This window comes from Acinetobacter sp. X9, assembly GCF_054889255.1.
The window spans coordinates 1,154,058-1,177,357 of sequence record NZ_CM142679.1 but is presented as its reverse complement, the minus strand read 5'-3'; the positions used below and the strand labels follow the sequence as shown (position 1 = coordinate 1,177,357).

The window sequence follows — 23,300 nt, the reverse complement described above, 5'->3', positions numbered from 1 at the left end:
ACGAGGCTTTTTTATCTTTACTGTTTAGGCAGCGGTATAAATTGTGATTGAGTATTTTGGTTTTTTCTTTCCCCTACTGTCACCACAAAGTTTTGTTGCTTCCCATCTCGCTCGACCATTACATTAATTTCGCTGTTAGGCGCTTGTAATGCAACATAATTAATCAAATGAGATGCTGAAGTGATTTGTTGATTATTCACCTGAATAATTTTATCACCAATCTTAATACCTGCTGATGCAGCTGGACCATTTTTCAAGACATCTGCAACCACAACACCAATTTGCTGTTTAGGTGCTAATACGTCTTCTTGTGTAGGTGGTACTAAACTAATACCTAACCATCCACGGACTACACGGCCATCTTTCAAAATTGAGTTTAGTACTTGTTGGCAAACTTTTGCAGGAATTGCAAAACCAATTCCTAAAGACCCACCTGACTGAGAGAAAATAGCAGTATTTACACCAATTAAATTCCCAGCCACATCAATTAATGCTCCACCAGAGTTACCTGGGTTAATTGCGGCATCTGTTTGAATAAAGTCTTCATAGGTATTAATGCCTAAATCAGAGCGTTCAGTCGCAGAAATAATACCTTGAGTTACCGTTTGACCTACGCCAAATGGGTTACCAATAGCCAAGACCACATCACCTACTTCATTACCACTCAACTTAAATGGCAATACAGGTAATTTATCTAAATCGATTTTAATTACGGCTAAATCAGTATCAGGGTCTGTTCCAACAATCGTTGCTTCTGCACGACGGCCGTCATGTAATGCAACTACAATCTGATCAGCTTGAGCAATTACATGATTATTGGTCAGAATATAACCATCAGCTCGTACAATAACCCCAGAGCCTAAGCTATTTTCATTTTGCTGTTGTTGTTCTGGAACCTGATTTCCAAAAAACTCACGGAAGACCGGATCACTTAATAAAGGATGATTTTGTTTAACTTTCTGGGTCGTAAAAATATTAACAACTGCTGGCGCTGCAACTTTTACTGCAGCGCTATAAGATACCACCCCGCCCGCTCGCGAAGTATCAACGAGTGGTTCAACTTTCTCAGCAGGCATTTGCACCCCATCAACTGCAACAGTTGGTTTCGGCTGATGGTATTTTTGCCATGCAATAAAACTGGCAATTACAATAATAAGTAACACCCAAGGTAACCATGTAAAGGTGCGGCGCACGTTCATATCCTCTACGCAAAGAAGTTTTTAATTAAATTAATATATTGAACAAAAAGAGTTTTCAGTTAAGCATTTTAAATTAAATATGTCGATATACATAAAAAAGTCAAAAAAGATTTGTCTAGCTTTAGTTACACAACAAAATATGTTTCTATAGCTTTAGCAATTATTACTACTCAATTCAGGAAATATCATGGCAAATTTGCATGAAATTATTCAGTGGAGCGACCAAACCTTAAAAGCAGCAGAATTTAAAGATTACGCACCGAATGGACTGCAAATTGAAGGTTCAACTGAAGTTAAGCGTATCCTTTGTGCGGTTACTGCTTCCGAAGATGCAATTGATGCTGCAATTGCTCAGAATGCAGATCTATTACTCGTACATCACGGTTATTTTTGGAAAGGCGAACCGTATCCAATTACAGGAATGCGTGGTAACCGCATTAAGAAACTCATCCGAAATAATATTTCATTAGTTGCTTATCATTTACCTTTAGATGCTCACCCAACTTTAGGCAACAATGTAGCCATTGCAGAAAAACTAAACTTGAAGAATTTAGAACCACTCGATTTAACCGAAAAACATCCGATTGGTAATATTGGTTATTTAGAGCAAGCACTTTCTGTGGATGAATTTAAAGCACAGCTTCAAAACAGTTTTGATTTTAAAGTGATTCATTTGCCAGCAGAAAAGCAAAGCATTCAAAAAGTAGGCTTCTGTACAGGTGGCGCTCAAGATTTTATTGCTAAAGCTGCTTTGCAAAATTGTGATGCTTACATTTCAGGTGAAGTCAGTGAACGAACTTTTTATGAAGCGAAAGAATTAGGGGTTCACTATTTCGCCTGTGGTCACCATGCTACTGAGCGTTATGGAGTTCAGCGTTTGGCACAAGCGATCTCAAAACAGTTTTCAATTGAAGTAGAATATTTTGAATTGAATAATCCGATTTAATTAAGTCTTTTTTTCAATCTGTGTTATGCGTATTAATTAGATCTTTATTGTGTATAGTTCTTTAAAACGATGCCCTATTGTTACCAGAATCATTTACAATAGAGCCACTTAATTGTATAACCCAGCAAATGCAAGGAATAGGAACATGACAACCATTACTTTACCTGCACTTCCATATGGCTATGATGATTTAGCGCCACATATTAGTAAAGAAACTTTAGAATACCATCACGATAAACACCACAATACCTATGTTGTTAACTTAAACAACTTAATCAAAGGGACTGACCTTGAAGGTAAAACTTTAGAAGAAATCATTAAAGCGACTGCTGGTGATGCATCTAAAGCTGGTATTTTCAACAATGCTGCTCAAGTTTGGAACCACACTTTCTACTGGAACAGCATGAAGCCAAATGGTGGTGGTAAGCCTACTGGCGCAATCGCTGCTAAAATTGACGAAGCTTTTGGTAGCTACGAAAAGTTTGCAGAAGAATTTACTGCTGCTGCAACAACTCAATTCGGTTCAGGTTGGGCTTGGTTAGTTGCTGATGAAGTAAATGGTAAATTATCTATTACTAAAACTTCTAATGCAGACACTCCACTTGCACATGGTCAAATTGCTGTATTAACAATTGACGTATGGGAACATGCTTACTACATCGATTTCCGTAACTTACGTCCTAAATACATCGCAACTTTCTTAGAAAGCCTTGTGAACTGGGACTATGCAAATGCAAAACTTGCAGGTCAACCAGCTGGTGTAGAGAAATAATTTTATTTCTTTATGAAAAACCACCCTATTTTGGGTGGTTTTTTTTATTTTTAATACAGCAAAAGCATATTAATCAAGCAAACGATTCATTTTCTTTAATATTCTTATTGACGCTTTTCGATTTCATCCATAAAATGCGCATCAGATTCTCCAATAGCTCAGTCGGTAGAGCGACGGACTGTTAATCCGCAGGTCCCTGGTTCGAGCCCAGGTTGGAGAGCCATCTACTAATCTCCCATAGCTCAGTCGGTAGAGCGACGGACTGTTAATCCGCAGGTCCCTGGTTCGAGCCCAGGTGGGAGAGCCAAGATTCTAAAAGCCCGCATTTATTGCGGGTTTTTTCTTTTCTAAGATTTAATAATTTTCCATTATTTTGAATAAAATCAATGTTTCGAATATTTTTAAACCAAACGATGAGATATTCCCTCTAATTCTGCCATTAAGGCTTGACCCAGCCCCTTTTCCTGCCTAAAATCCTTTTCCAGATTCTCCCATAGCTCAGTCGGTAGAGCGACGGACTGTTAATCCGCAGGTCCCTGGTTCGAGCCCAGGTGGGAGAGCCAAGATTCTTAAAAAAACCCACTCATCATGAGTGGGTTTTTATTTGTATGATGCCTTCACATGTTCGAATCGAGTCACTTATTTTTTATTGTTTTAGGTTGCGTAAGCACCTGTATTTTTCTTCTTGTTTGTTTACGCCCTTATTTATTTCCAAAACAAAAATTCTTTGCTCGCCCTGTCATTACAAACTTTGAAACTCAAATGTTTATACGTTTAAAACAAAGTTTTCCAAATTATCATGTGTTAGCACAAGTGGCTTTTAGCGCATTAATTACAAGTAATGACTATAAAATTCGTAGTCAGTTCAACCGTAAAGTCACTGACTTTGTCGTGCTAAATGATAAGATGGAAGTAATGGCCATTATTGAGCTAGATGACCCGACTCATCTTGAAAAAGTAGAAGAAGACCGTATTCGTGATCAAATGCTCACTGAAGCAGGTTACCTTGTAAAGCGCTACACAAATATTCCTACTGTACGCCAATTACAAAAGGATATTCATTAACAAGCTAATTGGTTTCAGAATTTGCAGCTTCTTTCTCAGCTATTCTTTTTGCCATCTCTAAACGCTGTTGTTCATATTGTTTTTTATTTTTAGCATCACTTTTTGCAGCCAAGAAAAGTATTCCAATAATCAGAAAAGGAATAAGTAAACCTAATCCCATTAATAACCAAGGAACAGATTTTTTTTCAATAGGTTGCTGGCTCATAAGTTCTTTAAACTCAAATAGTATCGATTTCAGAATGCGTAACAATATAACAAAAAAAGGGCCCTCTTTAGGACCCTTTTAATTTGAATATTTTAAATCCAAAAAATTATTGTGCGACTCCAGTACATTCTGGTTTTCCACTAGCATCAATTATAGATGGATCTACAACTGCATTTGTCTTAGCGGGCATATTAGTTTGAATAAATTGATAGATATCAGCATTTTTACAAACAATTGCTTGAGTATGCGTAGCATTTTCTACTAAATCTAGTTTAATGTTAGGTGAACCTAAAGTTACCAATCCAGCTACCATCATTTGAGTAATTGGATAAGGCACATTGGTATCATTTTTACCTTGAGCAATATATACCGGTTTATCTAAACGCTTTGTACCAGGCTGACTTGCGAGTAAAAATTTCTGAACCGTCTCATTTGACCTAAAATTAGTAACATCAAGTCCCGGATAATCGATAACTTTTTTACCTGGATTATCAGTCATAAATTTAATAATATCTTCTTTAAATTTATTAATTAGACTAAGGCTCGGATCAGCACTATCTAAACAAAGACCATTTTCTCCTGTAGTTCCTTCTGCAAACTCAGCTAAAGACTTCGCTCTTGTTTGAAATATATCTCTATATTCAAAACGTGGTTCATAGGCTTTAATACCAACACCAGTTAAAGCGGCGTAAGCTAGCAGAGTAGCATAGGAGTCAATAGAAACTCGTTTATCTAAAGCTACATTACCTGCAATTTCTTGCTGCTCAATTAATGCTAATGCATTTGGTGCTACATCAAGAATAATTGTTCCCAAACTCGACGCAGGCGCGCCTGCAACTGCACCTTTATATGTTATATCTGTATTTGCATATTCAGCAGTACCTATAGATGCCTGACCTCCTTGTGACTGACCTACAGACATCCAATCGCCGTTTAATTGTGAGCCATAACGATCTTTTACTGCTCTAACAGCTGCTAATGCTGATTTTGCTTCACTCGCTAAATTAAGATATGGATGGATTCCTTTTGTACCAAGCCCTTCATAATCTGGGGCTACAATCACATATCCAGCAGCTAATAAAGTATCAGCTAAAATTTTGAAGCGTGGATTAATCGTATTATTGCTTGGTGCACAACTATCCCCCACTCCTACAGTGCCGTGCTCCCATACCACTACGCGATAACCATCCTTTGGTTGAGCAACTTTCGGGAACATGACTAAAGCAGTTGCTTCAGCTGTTTTCCCTTGTACATTCACCATGTTATAAGTCATTACTTTTATAGATGAAGCACCACTTAAGGTATCCTTAGAATAGGCTTTTTCAGAAACATAAGTTTTATCGGGATTAACACCAATATAGTCATCATCATCGTCATTACACGCTGTAAGAAATAATGCTGAAATTGATAATGTTATAGCTAAAGCAATTTTTGACCGTTTCATAGAATATCCTTTTTATGTGTTCTTTATTCCGCATATTTTTTATGCACAAATATTAAGACATAAAAAAAGTGCTCTGCATAGAACACTTTTCAACCTCACGGTCATTTTTACTATATGAAATTTAAAAATATTCCTAGAAAAATGATTAATCCTACCCAACGATTGTGACGAAATGCCCAAAAACATACTTGAGGGTTGCGGTCTTTGGTTTTAATTGTTTGATATACAAAATCGAATGCGACTACAACTAAAGCAATAACTGCCCATGGGAATAAGATATTTTCTAAATATAGTGCAGTACCAATCAAAACAAGACTAGTTGCTTGTAAAAGAGCAATGATCTGGATGTCATATCGACCAAAAAGAATAGCTGTAGATTTCACGCCAATCTTTAAATCATATTCACGATCTGTAATTGCATATTGAGTATCATAAGCCACTGTCCATGCCAAATTACCAAAATAGAGCAACCAGCAAGTTAAATCTGGAGTTTTACCTACCGCGGTAAAGGCCATAGGAATTGACCATGAAAATGCTGCACCTAAAAATACTTGGGGTAAGTTGGTATAGCGTTTCATAAATGGATAAATAAACGCTAGAAGTAATGCCCCAAATGACCAGTAGAAAGTTTCGATCGGTAAAAAGAACAATAAAGCTGCACTTGCTAAAACGAGGCCTAAGAATACATATACAGCTTCTCTTGCACGAATCACTCCTGTTGCTAAAGGGCGCGTTTTTGTTCGCTCTACATGACCATCTACTTTACGATCAGCAAAGTCATTAATCGCACATCCAGCAGCGCGCATAAAAATCACGCCTAAAATCATGACAAATAAAATACCTAAATCAGGTATTCCTTTTGATGCAACCCAAAGTGCCCACATGGTTGGCCAAAACACCAGTTCAGTACCAATTGGCTTATCAAATCGACATAGATAATAATAAGCTTCTAAACGCTGACGCCATGTTGTGCCTGTTGCAGTCGTCATAGTGATTCCTTGTCGTGCTGCTGATTTAAAAAAGCTTCAAAAGCCGGTAAGAATGTTTCTTGGACGATAAATTTACATCCATGCCAAGTATAGCAACTTTGTCGCGTCCATCCTTCTGGCAAACGAATGACACGACGGTCACAAAGCGGAGTCGTTCTTTGAAATAGAAAAAAGCCAATCGGTTTAGAGCCGATGTGCTGAAATATACGCGCTTTTTTTTGTAAACTTTGAATTGGGAAAATACTTTTTGCTTTCACCCACGGCTCTGCTTCACAGCCATATAAGTAGGTTTCCCTCACCCATGAAGTGTGTGCATGAGGCATGTTCATCCATTGACTATCTACCAAAGTTAAACGCTGAAAGTGTTCTTTAAAGGGCTTCACACTAAACTGGCCGCCACCGAGCTCAGTGAGTTGTTGAGTCAGAGAACCAGAAGCATACAACCATGTTTTCAACTCAGGATTTAAAGCCTTTTCCTGTTTAAGTACTGGTTGCCGTTTACGCATAATCTGCTCACATGAAAACTCGCACCTAGTTTACTCCAATTTTTTGATAAAAAACGTAGATAATTCAATCAACATTCTAAGCAATAAAAAAGCCTGCATATGCAGGCTTTTTTACGAAATACGTATTACAAGCTGTAGTACATATCAAATTCAACTGGGTGAGTAGTCGTGTTAAGACGACGTACATCTTCAGTTTTAAGTTCAATGTATGCATCAAGCATTTCTTTAGTGAACACGCCGCCTTTTAACAAGAATTCGTGATCTGCTTGAAGTGCTTCAAGAGCCATATCTAGGCTATGAGCAACTGTTGGGATTTTTGCTTCTTCTTCTGGAGGAAGATCATACAAGTTCTTATCAGCAGCTTCGCCCGGATGGATCTTGTTTTGGATACCGTCGATACCAGCCATCAACAATGCAGCGAAACCTAAGTATGGGTTCATCATTGGGTCTGGGAAACGAGCTTCGATACGCTTACCTTTAGGGCTAGAAACGTATGGAATACGGATAGAAGCAGAACGGTTACGCGCTGAGTAAGCAAGCATAATTGGTGCTTCGAAGTGAGGAACCAAACGCTTGTATGAGTTTGTAGATGGGTTTGTGATTGCATTCAATGCACGAGCGTGCTTGATGATACCACCAATGAAATACAACGCCATTTCTGAAAGGCCTGCATATTCATCACCAGCAAACAAGTTTTTGCCATCTTTAGAGATAGACATATGAACGTGCATACCAGAACCGTTATCACCTACCATTGGTTTAGGCATAAACGTAGCTGTTTTTGCATATTGATGTGCAACGTTCCAAACAGCATATTTGAACTGTTGAACTTCGTCAGCTTTACGTACAAGTGTATTGAAGCTCACACCAATTTCTAACTGGCAAGAAGCAACTTCGTGGTGATGTACTTCTACACGACCTGGACCCATGATGTCTTCGATTTTTGCACACATTTCTGCACGCATATCTTGTGAAGAATCAACTGGAGGAACTGGGAAGTAACCACCTTTAACACGTGGACGGTGACCAGAGTTACCAGACTCGTAGTCTTTACCAGTAGACCAAGCAGCTTCTTCAGCGATTAATGTATGACGAGCGCCAGACATATCGATGTCCCACTTCACTTCGTCAAATACAAAGAATTCTGGTTCTGGACCAAAGAATGCAGTATCACCGATACCTGTAGATTTTAAGTATTCTTCTGCACGGCGAGCAATCGAACGTGGGTCACGCTCATAACCTTGACCAGTTGAAGGTTCAATAACGTCACAAGTCACAACTACAGTTGGTTCAGCAAAGAACGGGTCGATAAAACCAGTTTCCGCATCTGGACGTAAAATCATGTCAGATGCTTCAATGCCTTTCCAACCAGCGATTGAAGAACCATCAAACATTTTACCGTCTTCAAAAGTATCTTCATCAATAGAATCAGCTGGGTAAGTTACGTGCTGCTCTTTACCCTTAGTATCAGTAAAGCGAAAATCGACCCATTTTGCGCCACTTTCTTGTATGAGTTGAAGGACCTTGTTCGCCATGCTCATTTTGCTCCAATGAAATTTTGTTGCACTTGTTAAGTGCGTGTTAGTTGCTGGTATTTATATAGCAATTCTCATACCAACTTTATAAGACTTACCTAAAACATTGAATTGCTTATAACTATCCATGATTTAGGCCCCTTGTCTTGAACCCATTATACTGTTTGCATAGTTAAATGCACCATATTCAGACATTTTCAAATTATGGCATACAAGAATAGCTCGCAATCGCCCTAATTTAGTGCAAAATTGTTGCGCTAATATGAATCACCGCATCAATATCTAACAGTAATTTGTGATCATAATACTTTCTTATATAGAAATCTGACTTTCTTACTGTAATCCTTAAAAATAATAATCTATTGCCGATAGAACTATTAATCTCTAAATTAGACGATGGTATCTACAGTATGCCCTTGCCAAAAAAGTTTGAACATAAATACGATTTCTAAGTAACTCTACACAATTTTTTTAAATAACATCAATTACCACTCTTCACTGCCCATCCATAGAAAGGTTAAGGTTTTAAAGTGCTAATTTGATTTTTCTCATCGTAGTTTTACGCTAGGGCTGGCCTGATCAGCTTTGGTGCGCCAAGAGGAATCTTTTCAACTGATAATTTCAACTTTCTAATTTTTTACCATTTGTTATATACCTTTTTTATACATGACCAACTTGCTTTTTCATTTTAAAAAATCTAAAAAATAAAACATAACTTTTTTTTATAATTAAACAAACTAAAAGTTTTGTTTTATCTAAACTACAAATATGTTCAAAGGATTTGAAATGAAGCATGAACTCGAACAATATGACAGAGCTTTTTTCGGCCATCCAAAACCATTAAAAACTTTATTTTTTACAGAGCTTTGGGAAAGATTTTCTTATTATGGTATTCGGCCTTTACTCGTTCTTTATATGATTGCAATGGTTAATGACGGTGGTTTAGGCCTTGACCGTCCAACTGCAGCCGCGATTGTTGGGTTATTTGCTGGATCTATGTATTTAATGACCGTTTTTGGTGGCTGGATTGCCGATAACTGGTTAGGTCAGGCACGATCGGTCTGGTATGGTTCTATTATTATTGCATTAGGCCATTTATCTATTGCTCTAACCGCACTCTTTGATCAATTCTTTTTTTATTTCGGTTTAGTCCTTATTGTTATTGGCTCAGGATTATTTAAAACCTGTATTTCGGTAATTGTGGGAACATTATACAAAGCTCAGGATAGTAGGCGCGATGCTGGTTTCTCCATTTTTTATATGGGGATTAATATGGGGTCGTTTATTGCCCCGCTTATTACAGGTATATTGGCTCGCGATCATGGCTGGCATCTAGGTTTTGGGATTGGCGGCCTTGGAATGTTGATTGCTTTACTTATTTTTCGTACATTAGCGATTCCACAGCTACAGTCTTTCAATCAGTTGCGCCAACAAACTGACAACTGCAATAAACCTGTCGTAGAAAATAAAAATGCGCCTAAAATTGTATTTAGCTTTTTATTCGCAGTTGCAGTCATTATTACGCTTACCTTATTTGGTGTCATTCATATTAATCCGGTCGCGGTAGCAACTTATTTAACAGTTGGGATTGGCATCGGCATTATTGCTTACTTTGCTTATTTATTACTTTTCTTGAATTTAGAGCAACATGACAAATTTAAAATTATTATTTGTTTTGTTTTATTAGCAACATCAGCATTGTTCTGGTCTGCTTTTGAACAGAAACCAACTTCTTTTAATTTATTTGCGCAAGACTATACAGATCGTATGGTTTTCGGATTTGAAATCCCAACTGTATGGTTCCAATCAATCAATGCCCTTTTTATTATTATATTCGCTCCAATTGCAGCATGGCTTTGGGCAAGACTGGGTAAATCAAATAAAGATCCAAGCTATATCAGTAAATTTATCATTGCATTGTTACTTGCAGCTGGTGGCTTTCTCGTTATGTCTTTTGCCAGTCGTTTCGCAATTGCTGGCGGCTTAGTTTCACCATTTTGGTTAGTAGGAACTTTGTTTTTGCTTACCATGGGAGAACTTTGTTTAAGCCCGATTGGGCTATCAACTATGACTAAACTTGCACCTGATGTGATTCGAGGCCAAATTATGGGACTATGGTTTACTGGCTCAGCTTTAGGTAATCTCATCGCTGGTCTCATTGGCGGGCACGTATCGTCAGATGGTATTGATCATTTACCGACTCTCTTTATGCGATGCGTTTTGGCATTAATCGTTGGTGCAATCGTGTTATTTTTATTAAAGAAACCTATCAATAGATTAATGAACAAAAGTACCAGCAAAGTTCAACCTGACTTGGAAACTATATGAGCGTTTTAACTGTTCCAGAAAAACTAGAGAAACTTCGCAAACTCATGCGTACTCAGCAGATTGATGCGTTTGTTGTGATGAGTGCTGATCCCCATATGTCAGAATATTTACCCGACTATTGGAAAGTAAGGCAGTGGTTAAGCGGTTTTAGTGGTTCTGTTGGTACGCTAGTCGTAACTCAAAACTTTGCTGGTCTCTGGGCTGATGGTCGCTATTGGGTACAAGCCGAACAACAACTCGCTGGAACTGGCTTTCAATTACAAAAACTGACCAGTGATGAAACTTCTACACATCTCGCGTGGATTGAGAAAAATCTACCAACTGGTTCGGTCATTTCAGTAAATGGCCAAACATTATCCATTCAACAATTTAAGGCGCTCGAACATACTGCACGAGTTAAGAATTATAAACTTGAAACCCAGCAAGATTTAGTCGGAGAGTTTTGGTTAGACCGTCCTGAACTTCCATCAGAAAAAATCCATTTAATGCCTGAAGGGTTAAATGCCCTCTCACGTAAAGAAAAAATTCAGGCAATTCGCGAAAGCTTAGCTAACAAGAATATTGCGGGTCATTTTATTTCATCTTTAGATGATATTGCATGGGTCCTAAATGCACGTGGGCAAGATGTAGAATATAACCCTGTTTTTCTTTCTCATTTTTATATTAATGCAGAGCAAGCTATTCTTTTTATTGATGCTGAAAAAGTTGATGTAAGCATTCAACAAGCTTTAGCAGCCGATGGTATTGAAATTTGTAACTACGAAGATACCGCTAAGTTTTTATCGAATATCTCTGATACCTCAGTACTTTTAGATCCCGCCAAAGTATCGATTTTTCATGAACAGGCTATCGCAAAAGATATTCAGGTTGTATATGACATCAATCCGAGTACACTTTTTAAATCGCGTAAGCATGAAAGCGAAATTGCTTATATCCGTCACGCAATGGTTAAAGATGGAGTCGCGCTTTGCCACTTTTTCCACTGGTTAGAGAAAGCCCTTCATCATGGTGAAAGCATTTCAGAACTAACTATTGATGAGAAAATTACGGCTTCCCGTGCTCAGCAAGATGGATTTATAGGGCCGAGTTTTTCAACGATTGCTGGCTTTAATGCTAATGGTGCTCTACCCCACTACCGTGCAACTGAGGAGCACTATTCATTTATCGAAGGTGATGGTCTATTGCTAATTGACTCAGGTGGGCAATATGTAGATGGAACAACCGATATTACTCGTGTTGTTCCTGTAGGCACGCCGACAGGGCAACAAAAACGTGATTACACATTGGTTTTAAAATGTCACATTGCCTTGGCAAAAGCGATTTATCCAGAAGGTTTAGCCGCTCCTCTACTCGATTCAATTTGTCGCCATACTTTATGGCAACATGGTTTAGATTATCGACACGGAACAGGTCACGGCGTAGGCTTTGCGCTTAATGTTCATGAAGGGCCGCAAGTTCTTTCTTATTACGCGCCTATCCATGCCTATAGTAAGTTGCGTGAAGGTATGATTCTTTCAAACGAGCCGGGCTTATACCATGAAGGACAATACGGTATTCGTATTGAGAATCTGGTTGCAAACAGACTTCACTCAGGGTTTGAGAAAACCTACGGCGATTTCTTAGAGTTTGAAACGCTGACCCTTTGCCCGATTCATTTAGATTGTATCGTCGTTGCCATGCTAACGAATGAAGAGAAAGACTGGTTAAATGGTTATCATCAAACTGTTCAAGAAAGACTGGCCGAACATTTATCTGGCGATGTTTTAGATTGGATGATCTATAACACACGTAAAATTTAATCTTCTTGTGTGAAGAAGGCAGAATAATTTTTATTTCCAATACAAGTTTATTCTGCCTTATTTGTACTTACTATAATTTTAAAAAGCACCCATTTCCAAAGCTTTTTTCAGCAAATTTCTAACGAATGAAATAGTTAAACTGGTTACTTCTTTTTTTGTTATATTAGCCGTTTAGAAAGCGGCTTTTTATTTGAGCAAATAAAAGTACTTTTTAAAAAGTGAGTAACATTGTGAGTAATACTCTAGTCACTTATTAAATATATATTAATTATCATGAGGTTAAGTTCATCATGCTTCTAATGATCGACAATTACGACTCTTTTACCTACAACATCGTCCAGTATTTTGGCGAGTTGAATCAGGAAGTAAAAGTAGTTCGCAATGATCAAGTCACATTAGAGGATATTGAACGATGGCAACCTAAATATCTGGTTATTGGTCCTGGTCCTTGCTCCCCAAGTGAAGCTGGTATTTCAATTCCTGCAATTAACCACTTTGCCGGGAAAATTCCTTTGCTTGGCGTGTGTTTAGGACATCAAAGTATTGGGCAAGCTTTTGGCGGAAAAATTGTAAGAGCGAAAACGGTGATGCATGGACGTTTATCTGATATGTACCATAGCAATAAAGGTATTTTCAGTAATCTTCCTAGCCCTTTCTCAGCAACTCGTTATCATTCATTGGTGATTGATCAGCAAACCCTGCCTGATTGCCTTGAAGTAACGTGTTGGACCAATGAAACAGATGGCTCCATGGAAGAAATCATGGGTGTTAAACATAAGACATTGCCTGTTGAAGGCGTGCAGTTCCATCCTGAATCTATCTTGAGTCAACATGGCCATCAAATCTTTAAAAACTTTTTAGATATTTATGCATAAGTGATCCCTATGAATATTCAACAAGCACTTAACCATATAACAAAAAATATTCACCTGACTCAGCCGCAAATGGAAGACATTATGCGTAGCATCATGCAAGGTGAGGCAACCGAAGCACAAATTGGTGCTTTGATGATGGGCCTTCGCATGAAAGGTGAAAGTATTGACGAAATTACTGCTGCTGCACGTGTCATGCGTGAATTTGCGATCAAGATCGATGTCAGTGATATCAATTATTTAGTTGATATTGTCGGCACAGGTGGTGATGGTCAAAACTTATTTAACGTCTCTACTGCTTCAAGCTTTGTAATTGCGGCGGCAGGTGCAACCATTGCCAAACATGGTAACCGTGGCGTTTCAAGCAAATCAGGTTCATCTGACTTACTTGAGCAAGCAGGTATTCATCTTGATTTAGACATGCAACAAACTGAACGTTGCATCCGTGAGATGGGTGTAGGGTTTTTATTTGCTCCAAACCATCATAAAGCAATGAAATATGCTGTTGGACCACGTCGTGAGCTTGGTGTTCGCAGCATTTTCAATTTACTTGGCCCGCTTACGAATCCGGCCGGTGTAAAACGTTTTGTGATTGGGGTATTTTCAGATGAACTTTGTCGTCCAATTGCCGAAGTGATGAAGCAGCTTGGTGCTGAACATGTCATGGTGGTTCATTCAAGAGATGGACTTGATGAAATCAGCCTTGCTGCTCCTACTGCTGTTGCAGAACTCAAAGACGGCGAAATTACTGAATGGACGCTTAACCCAGAAGATGTCGGAATTGAATCACAAACTTTAAATGGTTTAGTTGTTGCGGATGCCGCTGCCAGCTTAAAGCTAATTAAAGATGCGTTAGGTAAAAATAAATCCGATATTGGTGAAAAAGCAGCAAACATGATTGCGCTTAATGCAGGCGCAGGTATTTATGTAGCAGGCATTACCAAAACTTATGCTCAGGCTGTTACATTTGCGCAAGATATTATTTACGGCGGGCAAGCATTAGAGAAAATGAGTGTTTTAGCTGAATTTACTAAAACATTAAAGCAATCTCAGGCAGATTAAGGACTTCTCATGATTAATATTCAAAATACCATTTTAGGTAAAATTGTTGACCGTAAACATGAGGAACTTGCTGCGCGTTTAAAACAACGTAATTTGCAAGATGTTGAAGAATTAGCGAAAGCGGCAACACCAGTTCGAGGTTTTGCTAATGCTTTGCAACATAAACGTCCGGGTGTGATTGCTGAAATTAAAAAAGCCTCTCCATCAAAAGGAATCATTCGCGCAGACTTTAATCCTGCCGAAATTGCCCAGCAATATGAACAAGCTGGAGCAGCATGTCTATCGGTACTGACCGATGTTGATTTCTTTCAGGGAGCAGATGAAAATATTGCGATTGCTCGCAATCATTGTGCCCTCCCTGCTTTACGTAAAGACTTTTTGGTAGAGCCATACAATGTAGTTGAAGCACGTGCTTTGCATGCGGACTGTATTTTATTGATTGTTGCTTGTTTGTCTGACCAGCAACTTGAAGAAATGTCTAAAACTGCGTTTGAGCATCAACTTGATGTATTGGTTGAAGTTCATGACGAAGAAGAAATGGAACGCGCTTTAAAGCTTTCTGAGCAATGTTTATTAGGTGTGAATAACCGTAATTTAAAAACGTTTGATGTAGATTTAAATACATCCGTTCGATTGAAAAAATTACTTCCGACCTCACGTTTATTAATTACTGAAAGCGGTATTGCGACACCAGATGATGTACATATGATGCAAGAGCATGATATTCACAGTTTCTTGGTCGGCGAAAGTTTTATGAAACAACCACGTCCAGATCAGGCTTTTACTGCTCTTTTTGGACAACCTCAAACGGTTTAATGAAGATATATGAGTAATAAAGATTCATCGCTTTCTAAAGAGCAACAGAAGTTATTGAAGCAATTTAAAAAGCAAATCTCCAATCCTCATTCAAGCAAAATCATAAATCAGCCTGAGTCTAAAAAATCTCAGGCTGAGTCTGAAGAATTGGAAGATAGCCATCTGTTTCAACAGGCTGTTGCAGGTGTTAAACGTATCAACAATAGTAATGTTGCCGATGTAAAAACACCTCGTGCCAGAAAAGTCGACGCACAAACGCTAGCGAAACGTGCAGCTGCCGAAGGTGGTCGTGATACCGAACATGCCGAGTTATCAGATACGCAAGCTGCTTTAAATCCGGTCGCAAGCCAAGCAACGCTAAGCTATCGCATCGCGACTCTGCAACATAAGGTTTTTGAAGACTTAAAAGCAGGCAAGATGCGTTGGTTTGAAGCTGTAGATTTACACGGCTGTACCATTGAACAAGCACGTGACGCAGTTTTACAGATTATCCAGATGGCAAAAGATGAAAATCAAAATGTCATCAAAATTGTGCATGGTAAAGGCCCAGAAGCGGTCTTAAAAACCTATGTCAATGGATGGTTACGTCAGCACCGCGATGTTTTGGCCTTTGTAAGTGCCCCTGAAAATCAAGGTGGTACAGGTGCCGTTCTCGTACTGCTTAAACGTGCAGAAAAAAATCCTAAGTTCGAACAAAAAAAATGATCCTTTGGGATCATTTTTTTACATCAAATACCTGTAATAATTGAGCAACTACTGCAATGGCAATCATTGCAGGTTGTTTCGATGAAATCCCTTCTATCCCGATTGGGCAAACCAAACGTTGTAATGTTTCCTGAGTATAACCACGTACTTGCATACGTTTTTCAAAAATAGCCCTTTTACTTTTTGAACCAATCATTCCTACATAAGCAAATGGTTTTGCCGTAGGTTTTAAAGCTACAAAACACAGTTGCAAATCTAATTGATGGTCATGAGTTAATATTAAAATTGCTCCTGAACGGTCAAAATGCTCGATCTCGGCTTCTAAGGTATCAGTCGTTAAGCATTGCACCTGTTCCAATAAATCGGATGGGAAAATATCATCACGTGGATCAATCCATTTCACCCGAATTCCAATAGGCAATAAACAGCGAACAATTGCTTCTCCCACATGCCCGGCGCCACAAATCAGCACTTGCATGGCATAAGGCTGAATCTGCTGGCTAAATTGCCATTGCTCACTACTGTCAGAATCAAACTCGAAACTTGGTTGTCGTTCCCTATCCATAGTCTGCCAAGTGGATGCATATTGATGTGAGACGGTACGCGATATACGCTTTCCAACTCGCCATGCTTGCAAACTCACGGATAAATCCGATGTGACCGTAGCGGGTGATATTTTTTCAAACAATAACCACATTACTCCGCCACAACACTGCCCCAACCGAGCACTGAGGTTAAAGCGTTCAATACGCCTCACACAAGTTTCCGTTTCTTTTAAAATTGCTTTAGCGATATCAATCGCCTGAAACTCTAAATGCCCGCCGCCGATCGTATCTGACTGCTGCCATTGCTGTTGCAAATTAAACCGCAACAACATGGATGCACCAACCTCTCGCGGTGTAGAACCATCAGCGCGGACTACTGTGACCAATACCATAGGCAGAGCATCAACTTGCCACGCTACAAAATCAGTCCACCATTGTAAATGTTGCATAATCTTCTACATTTTAGCCTGTGGGCGAGCAGCCAAAGCTTGTCCCCATCCAATAGCAATTGCACGTAAAATTTCTTCGGCAGTTGCTGGAGCATTGAGCACTAGCGGAGCTTTTTCGGGAATAGCCGCCTGTACCGCCTGACGAATTGCAGAGAAAACAGATAATGCCAACATAAATGGGGGTTCACCTACCGCTTTGGAGCGGTAAATGGTGTCTGCCTGATTTTGATTATTGAACAGTTTGACATTAAAAATATGAGGAATATCTACACTGGTCGGGATTTTATAAGTTGAAGGCGCATGGGTAAACAAACGGCCTGCGTGTGGTCCATGCGGCTGCCAATACAGCTCTTCTGTCGTAAGCCATCCCATCCCTTGAACAAAACCACCTTCAATTTGTCCAATATCAATTGCAGGGTTAATTGAGCGCCCAACGTCATGCAAAATGTCAGCACGTAATACTTTCGTTTCCCCAGTTAAGGTATCTATTGCGACCTCACTAACCGCTGCACCATAGGCATAATAGAAAAATGGACGCCCTAAATGGTTGACCTGATCATAGTGAATTTCTGGAGTTTTATAAAAACCACTGTCCCATAGTTGTACACGTGCCATATATGCTCGTTGAACCAAGTCAGGAAATGTCCATGAATGACCATTCGCTGTTGAAACCATACTATCTTCAAACTGGACTTGTTCAGCTTCACTTTGACTTATTTCGGCTGCAAGTTTAGCCAGACGCTCACGAATTTTAATACAGGCATTTTGAACAGCTTTACCGTTTAGATCTGCGCCACTTGATGCTGCAGTTGCCGAAGTATTTGGCACACGAGAAGTATCGGTTGCAATTAAACGAACGCTATCGATTGGTAAACCCAACTCATGCGCAGCAACCTGACATACTTTGGTATATAGCCCCTGTCCCATTTCCGTACCGCCATGGGTAATAGAAACAGTACCATCCATGTAGACATAGACCAGTGCACCTGCCTGATTGTAATGCACGGCGTTAAACGAAATACCAAACATTAATGGGGTTAACGCAATACCACGCTTAATGATGTCATTGTTCTGATTAAAGGCCTGAATAGCCTGTTTGCGTTTCGCATAATCGCTAGTCTGCAATAATTCAGCTACCAATTTTGGCGCAACATTATCACGGACTTCTGCCCCATAGTGCATACGGTCACGTCCTGCACCGGGCTGTTCGGCAAAGAAATTACGCTGGCGGATTTCAACCGGATCACAACCTAAATAACGAGCAATGTCATCAATAATATTTTCGATGACAAACATGCCTTGCGGTCCACCAAAACCACGGTATGCGGTATTAGAAACAGTATTGGTTTTACAACGTAAGTTACGTAGCTCAACTGCATTTAGATAATAGGCATTGCCAATATGGCAAATCGCACGTTCATTCACTGGCCCAGAAAGATCAGCCGAAAAACCGCAGTTTGAAGCCAGTTGTACCTTTAAGCCTTGCAGAACACCACTGTCATCAAAAGCTACAGACCACTCATAAGCAAAACCGTGACGTTTGCCTGTAGCACTCATGTCATCATCACGATCCAAGCGTAATTTACACGGACGACCTGTTTTTTTCGCTGCCAAAGATGCAATGCATGCCCACTGCGCCGACTGTGACTCTTTACCGCCAAAACCTCCACCCATACGGCGGCTTTCCACACTCACCTGATGCATATTCATGCCTAATGCATGACAAATCAGTAACTGCATTTCGGTTGGATGTTGTGTCGAGCAATAGACTTTTAAACTCTGATTTTCTTGTGGAATCGCATAAGAAATCTGTCCTTCAAGATAAAAATGCTCTTGCCCACCCAGCTCAATGGTTCCAGAAAGTTGATGGGCTGCGTTTTGAAATGCCTGCTCAACTTCACCATGGCTAAATTCAACAGGCGGTAACACCCACGATTCTTTTTCAATTGCATCTTGAATCGTTAAAATTGGGGTTTCGGGCTCATACTCAATTTTTGCCAAGCGAACTGCCTGACGGGCTTGTTGATAACTCTCGGCAACAACCACAAACAAGGCTTGTCCATAAAACTCAACCTGCTCTTCGGCAAAAATTGGGTCATCTTTAACAATCGGCCCCCAATTATTTTCAACCTCAATATCCTTTGCAGAAAAAACTGCATAGACACCATCAGCCTGACGTACGGCATCCAAATCAAACTTACTGATTTTGCCTTTGGCACAACTTGAAAATCCCACTGCCAGATGCATCGTATTTTCAAGCTCGGGTAAATCATCAATATAAGTTGCCTGTCCAGTCACATGTAAATGCGCACTTTCATGTGGAATGGAGTCGCCAGCTTTAGCCGATTTTTTAGAAACACTGAAGTCAATCGTTTGATTCATGTTAGATCTCCACCACAGCAATCAAGTCATTCACACGAGTGATCGTTTGAGACAGGATTTTTTCTACATAAAAGCGCTGTAAACAGTTTTTTGCGACTTGTAAACGATATGCCGAGCTAGCGCGTCCGTCATCTAAAGGCTGGTAGTCTTCCGATAACACTTGCTGTGCCTTAGCCATCAATTCCGCTGTAAGTTGCTGGCCTTCCAATATGGCTTCTGCATATTTTGCACGTTTGGGAATAGCTGCCATGCCACCAAAAGCAATTTTTACATTGTGAGCGACATCATCATGATCTAACTCGCATGAAATGGCCGCACATACCGCAGAAATATCTTGCTCAAAACGTTTAGCAATTTTATAGCTGGCAAATTTAAAACGCGTCTGCCCTTCACGAAGCGGAACAATAATTGCCTCAACAAATTCACCAAGTTGTAATGCTGTTTTTTGATAATCTATATAAAAGTCTTCCAAAGCAATTTCACGGGTCTGTTCAGCTGCTCGCAAAATCAATCGTGTACCTAGCGTAATTAATGCTGGCATTGAATCGCCAATCGGCGAACCATTGGCAATATTTCCACCTAAAGTTCCTGCATTTTTAATCGGCATGGAAGCAAAACGGCGCTGCAATTCTTGAAAGTCGGAATAAAAATCTGAAATTTTAATGAGTGCATCGCTCAAACTTACATTTGCTCCAATCGTTAAAGCATGGTCTGTGACTACAATCTTTTTCAGCTCTTCAACTTGACCGATATAAAGCATATCGCCCAAATCACGGCCCTGCTTTGTGACCCACAAACCTACATCTGTGCTACCTGCAACAATACGTGCTTGCGGCAACTGTAAACGTAAAGTAGCAAAATCCTGCAAAGTCTTGGGTGCAAAAAATTGCTGCTTTTGATCATTCAAATGCAATGCAGGTAATGTTCTGATCTCTTTTAATACATCAATTACTTTTTGACGTTCTAATACAACACGTGGATAGTCATAAGCTTTTTGTGCTGCATCTAAAATAGGGCGATAGCCTGTACAGCGACATAAGTTTCCAGAAAGATAATCACTGATTTTATCTTTGCTTGGAGAATGTTGTTCATTTTCGTACATTGACCATAACGACATGATAAAACCAGGTGTACAAAAACCGCATTGTGAACCATGCATATCAACCATCGCCTGTTGTACCGGATGAAGTGTGCCATCTTGTACAGGCAATAAGCTATGAAGGTCTTCTACTGTAAATAAGGCTTTACCATCTAAAGTGGGTAAAAACTGAATACACGCATTCACACTGCGTAATTGCAGGTTGTCATTGACCAACTCACCAATCACTACCGTACATGCACCACAATCGCCCTCAGCACAGCCCTCTTTTGTACCAGTCTGTCTGGTTTTACCATTTTGAGTATATTCTCGCAAAAATTGTAAAACCGTCATTGTAGGTACTACATTTTCTACTTGCTGCTGACCACCACGAAAAAAGAAGGTGATTGGACGTTCTAACATGTTTTATCCTTGTGCTTTATAATAATGCTTCTGTGCAAATATGATGCCATTACGCGATCATTTAGAACTTACCAATATTAAGCGCACATTTCATGTCCAAACACTTGACTATTAACGATAAAAAACATGAAATTTATTCATCTTTTATTAAGCTCGCGCAAAACCAAAATAAATATAGTGTGAGGATTTATGAACATCAGGGCGTGTTTCTGATACAATGCCGAGCTTGTCTAATAGAGTAAATTTATACGTCTTATGTCAATGCAGCAATCGTACGCAAATATCCTGACTGCCGTCGGTGAAGATCTTGATCGTCCCGGCCTTAAAGATACGCCTGTGCGTGCGGCTAAAGCTTTTTCATATTTAACTTCTGGCTATAGTAAAACTTTAGAAGAAGTCACCAATAATGCTGTTTTCCCATCAGATAACCATGAAATGGTATTGGTGAAGAATATTGAATTCTATTCGCTTTGCGAACATCATCTACTCCCATTCTACGGCCGTGTTCATGTTGCCTATTTACCGGAAGGCAAAGTTCTCGGTCTATCTAAATTTGCACGTATTACCGAGATGTTTGCTCGCCGTTTGCAAATTCAGGAAAATCTGACTCAACAAATCGCAGAAGCTGTCGCAGAAGTGACTGGCGCACGTGGTGTGGCTGTAGTTATCGATTCAGCACATATGTGTATGATGATGCGTGGTGTAGGTAAACAAGAGTCTACAACCCGTACAGTTTCATTTGTCGGCGATTTTAAAACCGACAAAGAAGCACGTCGCGAATTTTTAAGTGCAGTACCTGAAAGCTATTAATCTGGTTTTACTGCCAAAATAAAAGCCCGACGAAGTTGGGCTTTTTTTATATCTATCTAAAGCACTTAACCAATAAAACATAACAATTAAATTTGGTGATTTTTGTTATAAAAGTACGCATCTTTATTTTTAAACGATTTAGAGTTAATCATGCGATTTAAAAAAATTTCTTGTCTACTTTTATCCCCGCTTTTTATTTTTAGTACCTCAATTTATGCGGGCAATACACCAAAAGACCAAGAAATTAAAAAACTGGTAGATCAAAACTTTAAACCGTTATTAGAAAAATATGATGTGCCAGGTATGGCTGTGGGTGTTATTCAAAATAATAAAAAGTATGAAATGTATTATGGTCTTCAATCTGTCCAAGATAAAAAAGCCGTAAATAGCAGTACCATTTTTGAGCTCGGTTCTGTCAGTAAATTATTTACCGCGACAGCAGGTGGATATGCAAAAAATAAAGGAAAAATCTCTTTTGACGATACGCCTGGTAAATATTGGAAAGAACTAAAAAACACACCGATTGACCAAGTTAACTTACTTCAACTCGCAACGTATACAAGTGGTAACCTTGCCTTGCAGTTCCCAGATGAAGTTCAAACAGACCAACAAGTTTTAACTTTTTTCAAAGATTGGAAAACTAAAAACGCAATCGGTGAATACAGACAATATTCAAATCCAAGTATTGGCTTATTTGGAAAAATTGTGGCTTTGTCTATGAATAAACCTTTTGACCAAGTCTTAGAAAAAACAATTTTTCCACCTCTCCATTTAAAAAATAGCTATGTAAATGTACCTAAAACTCAAATGCAAAATTATGCATATGGCTATAACCAAGAAAATCAGCCGATCCGAGTTAACCCTGGTCCGCTAGATGCCCCTGCGTACGGCGTTAAATCGACACTACCAGATATGCTGACTTTTATTAATGCCAACCTCAACCCACAGAAATATCCGAAAGATATTCAACGTGCAATTAATGAAACACATCAAGGTTTCTATCAAGTCGGTACGATGTATCAAGCATTGGGTTGGGAAGAATTTTCTTATCCAGCGTCTTTACAAACTTTATTAGACAGTAATTCAGAGCAAATCGTGATGAAGCCTAATAAAGTGACTGCCATTTCCAAAGAACCTTCAGTTAAGATGTTCCACAAAACTGGCTCAACAAATGGCTTTGGAACTTATGTGGTGTTTATTCCAAAAGAAAATATTGGTTTAGTCATGTTAACCAATAAACGTATTCCAAATGAAGAACGCATTAAGGCAGCGTATGCAGTATTAAATGCAATAAAGAAATAATCGTCTTGTCTAAAAACAAAAAAAGAGAAATGAATAAACTCATTTCTCTTTTTTTATACATTTATTCT

General features: G+C 39.2%; 20 protein-coding genes and 3 tRNA genes. 14 read left to right on the top strand and 9 right to left on the bottom strand.

Features of this window, described 5'->3' with window-relative positions:
- Positions 1-17: 17 nt before the first annotated feature.
- Positions 18-1,193 carry a S1C family serine protease gene (locus ACYU0V_RS05590; protein WP_005068179.1) on the bottom strand — a complete coding sequence of 392 codons (1,176 nt, stop codon included), beginning with the start codon at positions 1,191-1,193 and terminating at the stop codon, positions 18-20.
- A 193-nt stretch (positions 1,194-1,386) separates the two neighbouring features.
- Between ACYU0V_RS05590 and ACYU0V_RS05585 the strand changes: the two genes are divergently transcribed.
- The 6 genes from ACYU0V_RS05585 (at position 1,387) to ACYU0V_RS05560 (ending at position 3,982) form a co-directional block, all read left to right on the top strand.
- The gene (locus ACYU0V_RS05585; RefSeq protein WP_461849346.1) at positions 1,387-2,145 is read left to right on the top strand and encodes a Nif3-like dinuclear metal center hexameric protein; all 759 of its coding nucleotides are present in this window, start codon (positions 1,387-1,389) and stop codon (positions 2,143-2,145) included.
- 145 nt (positions 2,146-2,290) lie between these two features.
- Complete coding sequence (locus ACYU0V_RS05580) at positions 2,291-2,917, top strand: superoxide dismutase (protein ID WP_000208083.1); 627 nt, start codon at positions 2,291-2,293, stop codon at positions 2,915-2,917.
- A gap of 147 nt (positions 2,918-3,064) precedes the next feature.
- Positions 3,065-3,140 (top strand) — tRNA-Asn (locus ACYU0V_RS05575).
- 8 nt (positions 3,141-3,148) lie between these two features.
- Positions 3,149-3,224 (top strand) — tRNA-Asn (locus ACYU0V_RS05570).
- A 180-nt stretch (positions 3,225-3,404) separates the two neighbouring features.
- Positions 3,405-3,480, top strand: a tRNA-Asn gene (locus ACYU0V_RS05565).
- A 58-nt stretch (positions 3,481-3,538) separates the two neighbouring features.
- A complete protein-coding gene (locus ACYU0V_RS05560; RefSeq protein WP_005068176.1) occupies positions 3,539-3,982 on the top strand; it encodes a DUF2726 domain-containing protein in 444 nt (147 codons plus the stop codon).
- 4 nt (positions 3,983-3,986) lie between these two features.
- On the opposite strand, the gene ACYU0V_RS05555 is transcribed toward ACYU0V_RS05560, so the two are convergent.
- The 5 genes from ACYU0V_RS05555 to glnA all read right to left on the bottom strand — a co-directional run bounded on the left by ACYU0V_RS05555 (position 3,987) and on the right by glnA (position 8,667).
- On the bottom strand, positions 3,987-4,187 hold the full coding sequence (locus tag ACYU0V_RS05555; RefSeq protein ID WP_130118947.1) for a hypothetical protein: 201 nt from the start codon (positions 4,185-4,187) through the stop codon (positions 3,987-3,989).
- A gap of 106 nt (positions 4,188-4,293) precedes the next feature.
- Positions 4,294-5,631 (bottom strand): alpha/beta hydrolase, encoded by a 1,338-nt coding sequence (locus ACYU0V_RS05550; protein WP_461849345.1) that lies wholly within the window; start codon positions 5,629-5,631, stop codon positions 4,294-4,296.
- Between the two features lie 110 nt (positions 5,632-5,741).
- Positions 5,742-6,620, bottom strand: a complete 879-nt coding sequence (gene ubiA, locus ACYU0V_RS05545) for a 4-hydroxybenzoate octaprenyltransferase (protein ID WP_069123742.1) — start codon at positions 6,618-6,620, stop codon at positions 5,742-5,744.
- The gene (locus tag ACYU0V_RS05540; RefSeq protein WP_069123744.1) at positions 6,617-7,126 is read right to left on the bottom strand and encodes a chorismate--pyruvate lyase family protein; all 510 of its coding nucleotides are present in this window, start codon (positions 7,124-7,126) and stop codon (positions 6,617-6,619) included. Before ACYU0V_RS05540 ends, ubiA begins: the two co-directional genes overlap by 4 nt.
- A 125-nt stretch (positions 7,127-7,251) precedes the next feature.
- Entirely contained in the window at positions 7,252-8,667 is a 1,416-nt protein-coding gene (gene glnA, locus ACYU0V_RS05535; RefSeq protein ID WP_002052696.1) for a type I glutamate--ammonia ligase, read from the bottom strand.
- Between the two features lie 762 nt (positions 8,668-9,429).
- Here glnA and ACYU0V_RS05530 point away from each other — a divergent pair.
- From ACYU0V_RS05530 to ACYU0V_RS05505, 6 genes are all read left to right on the top strand, one after another.
- Entirely contained in the window at positions 9,430-10,989 is a 1,560-nt protein-coding gene (locus ACYU0V_RS05530) for a peptide MFS transporter (RefSeq protein ID WP_372549155.1), read from the top strand.
- Positions 10,986-12,788, top strand: coding sequence for an aminopeptidase P family protein (locus tag ACYU0V_RS05525; RefSeq protein ID WP_461849343.1), 1,803 nt, complete (start codon positions 10,986-10,988; stop codon positions 12,786-12,788). Before ACYU0V_RS05530 ends, ACYU0V_RS05525 begins: the two co-directional genes overlap by 4 nt.
- Before the next feature lie 290 nt (positions 12,789-13,078).
- The gene (locus tag ACYU0V_RS05520) at positions 13,079-13,663 is read left to right on the top strand and encodes an anthranilate synthase component II (protein ID WP_063099311.1); all 585 of its coding nucleotides are present in this window, start codon (positions 13,079-13,081) and stop codon (positions 13,661-13,663) included.
- A gap of 9 nt (positions 13,664-13,672) precedes the next feature.
- Positions 13,673-14,722: an anthranilate phosphoribosyltransferase gene (gene trpD, locus ACYU0V_RS05515; protein ID WP_461849341.1), complete on the top strand. Its 1,050-nt coding sequence runs from the start codon at positions 13,673-13,675 to the stop codon at positions 14,720-14,722.
- Positions 14,723-14,731: 9 nt separating this feature from the next.
- On the top strand, positions 14,732-15,538 hold the full coding sequence (trpC, locus tag ACYU0V_RS05510; RefSeq protein WP_461849340.1) for an indole-3-glycerol phosphate synthase TrpC: 807 nt from the start codon (positions 14,732-14,734) through the stop codon (positions 15,536-15,538).
- A 9-nt stretch (positions 15,539-15,547) separates the two neighbouring features.
- A complete protein-coding gene (locus ACYU0V_RS05505) occupies positions 15,548-16,243 on the top strand; it encodes a Smr/MutS family protein (protein WP_199113016.1) in 696 nt (231 codons plus the stop codon).
- A gap of 10 nt (positions 16,244-16,253) precedes the next feature.
- Here the strand turns inward: ACYU0V_RS05505 and xdhC are convergent, their stop codons facing one another.
- The 3 genes from xdhC to xdhA are packed head-to-tail and all read right to left on the bottom strand — an operon-like array spanning position 16,254 to position 21,120.
- Positions 16,254-17,237 (bottom strand): xanthine dehydrogenase accessory protein XdhC, encoded by a 984-nt coding sequence (gene xdhC, locus ACYU0V_RS05500; RefSeq protein WP_461849338.1) that lies wholly within the window; start codon positions 17,235-17,237, stop codon positions 16,254-16,256.
- A 6-nt stretch (positions 17,238-17,243) separates the two neighbouring features.
- Positions 17,244-19,619: a xanthine dehydrogenase molybdopterin binding subunit gene (gene xdhB / locus ACYU0V_RS05495; protein ID WP_461849337.1), complete on the bottom strand. Its 2,376-nt coding sequence runs from the start codon at positions 19,617-19,619 to the stop codon at positions 17,244-17,246.
- Between the two features lies 1 nt (position 19,620).
- Positions 19,621-21,120, bottom strand: coding sequence for a xanthine dehydrogenase small subunit (gene xdhA / locus ACYU0V_RS05490; RefSeq protein ID WP_461849336.1), 1,500 nt, complete (start codon positions 21,118-21,120; stop codon positions 19,621-19,623).
- A 261-nt stretch (positions 21,121-21,381) separates the two neighbouring features.
- Here xdhA and folE point away from each other — a divergent pair, with 261 nt between their 5' ends.
- Positions 21,382-21,930: a GTP cyclohydrolase I FolE gene (gene folE, locus ACYU0V_RS05485; RefSeq protein ID WP_002118643.1), complete on the top strand. Its 549-nt coding sequence runs from the start codon at positions 21,382-21,384 to the stop codon at positions 21,928-21,930.
- 150 nt (positions 21,931-22,080) lie between these two features.
- Entirely contained in the window at positions 22,081-23,232 is a 1,152-nt protein-coding gene (gene blaADC / locus ACYU0V_RS05480; protein ID WP_461849335.1) for an ADC family extended-spectrum class C beta-lactamase, read from the top strand.
- The last annotated feature ends 68 nt before the right edge of the window (positions 23,233-23,300 follow it).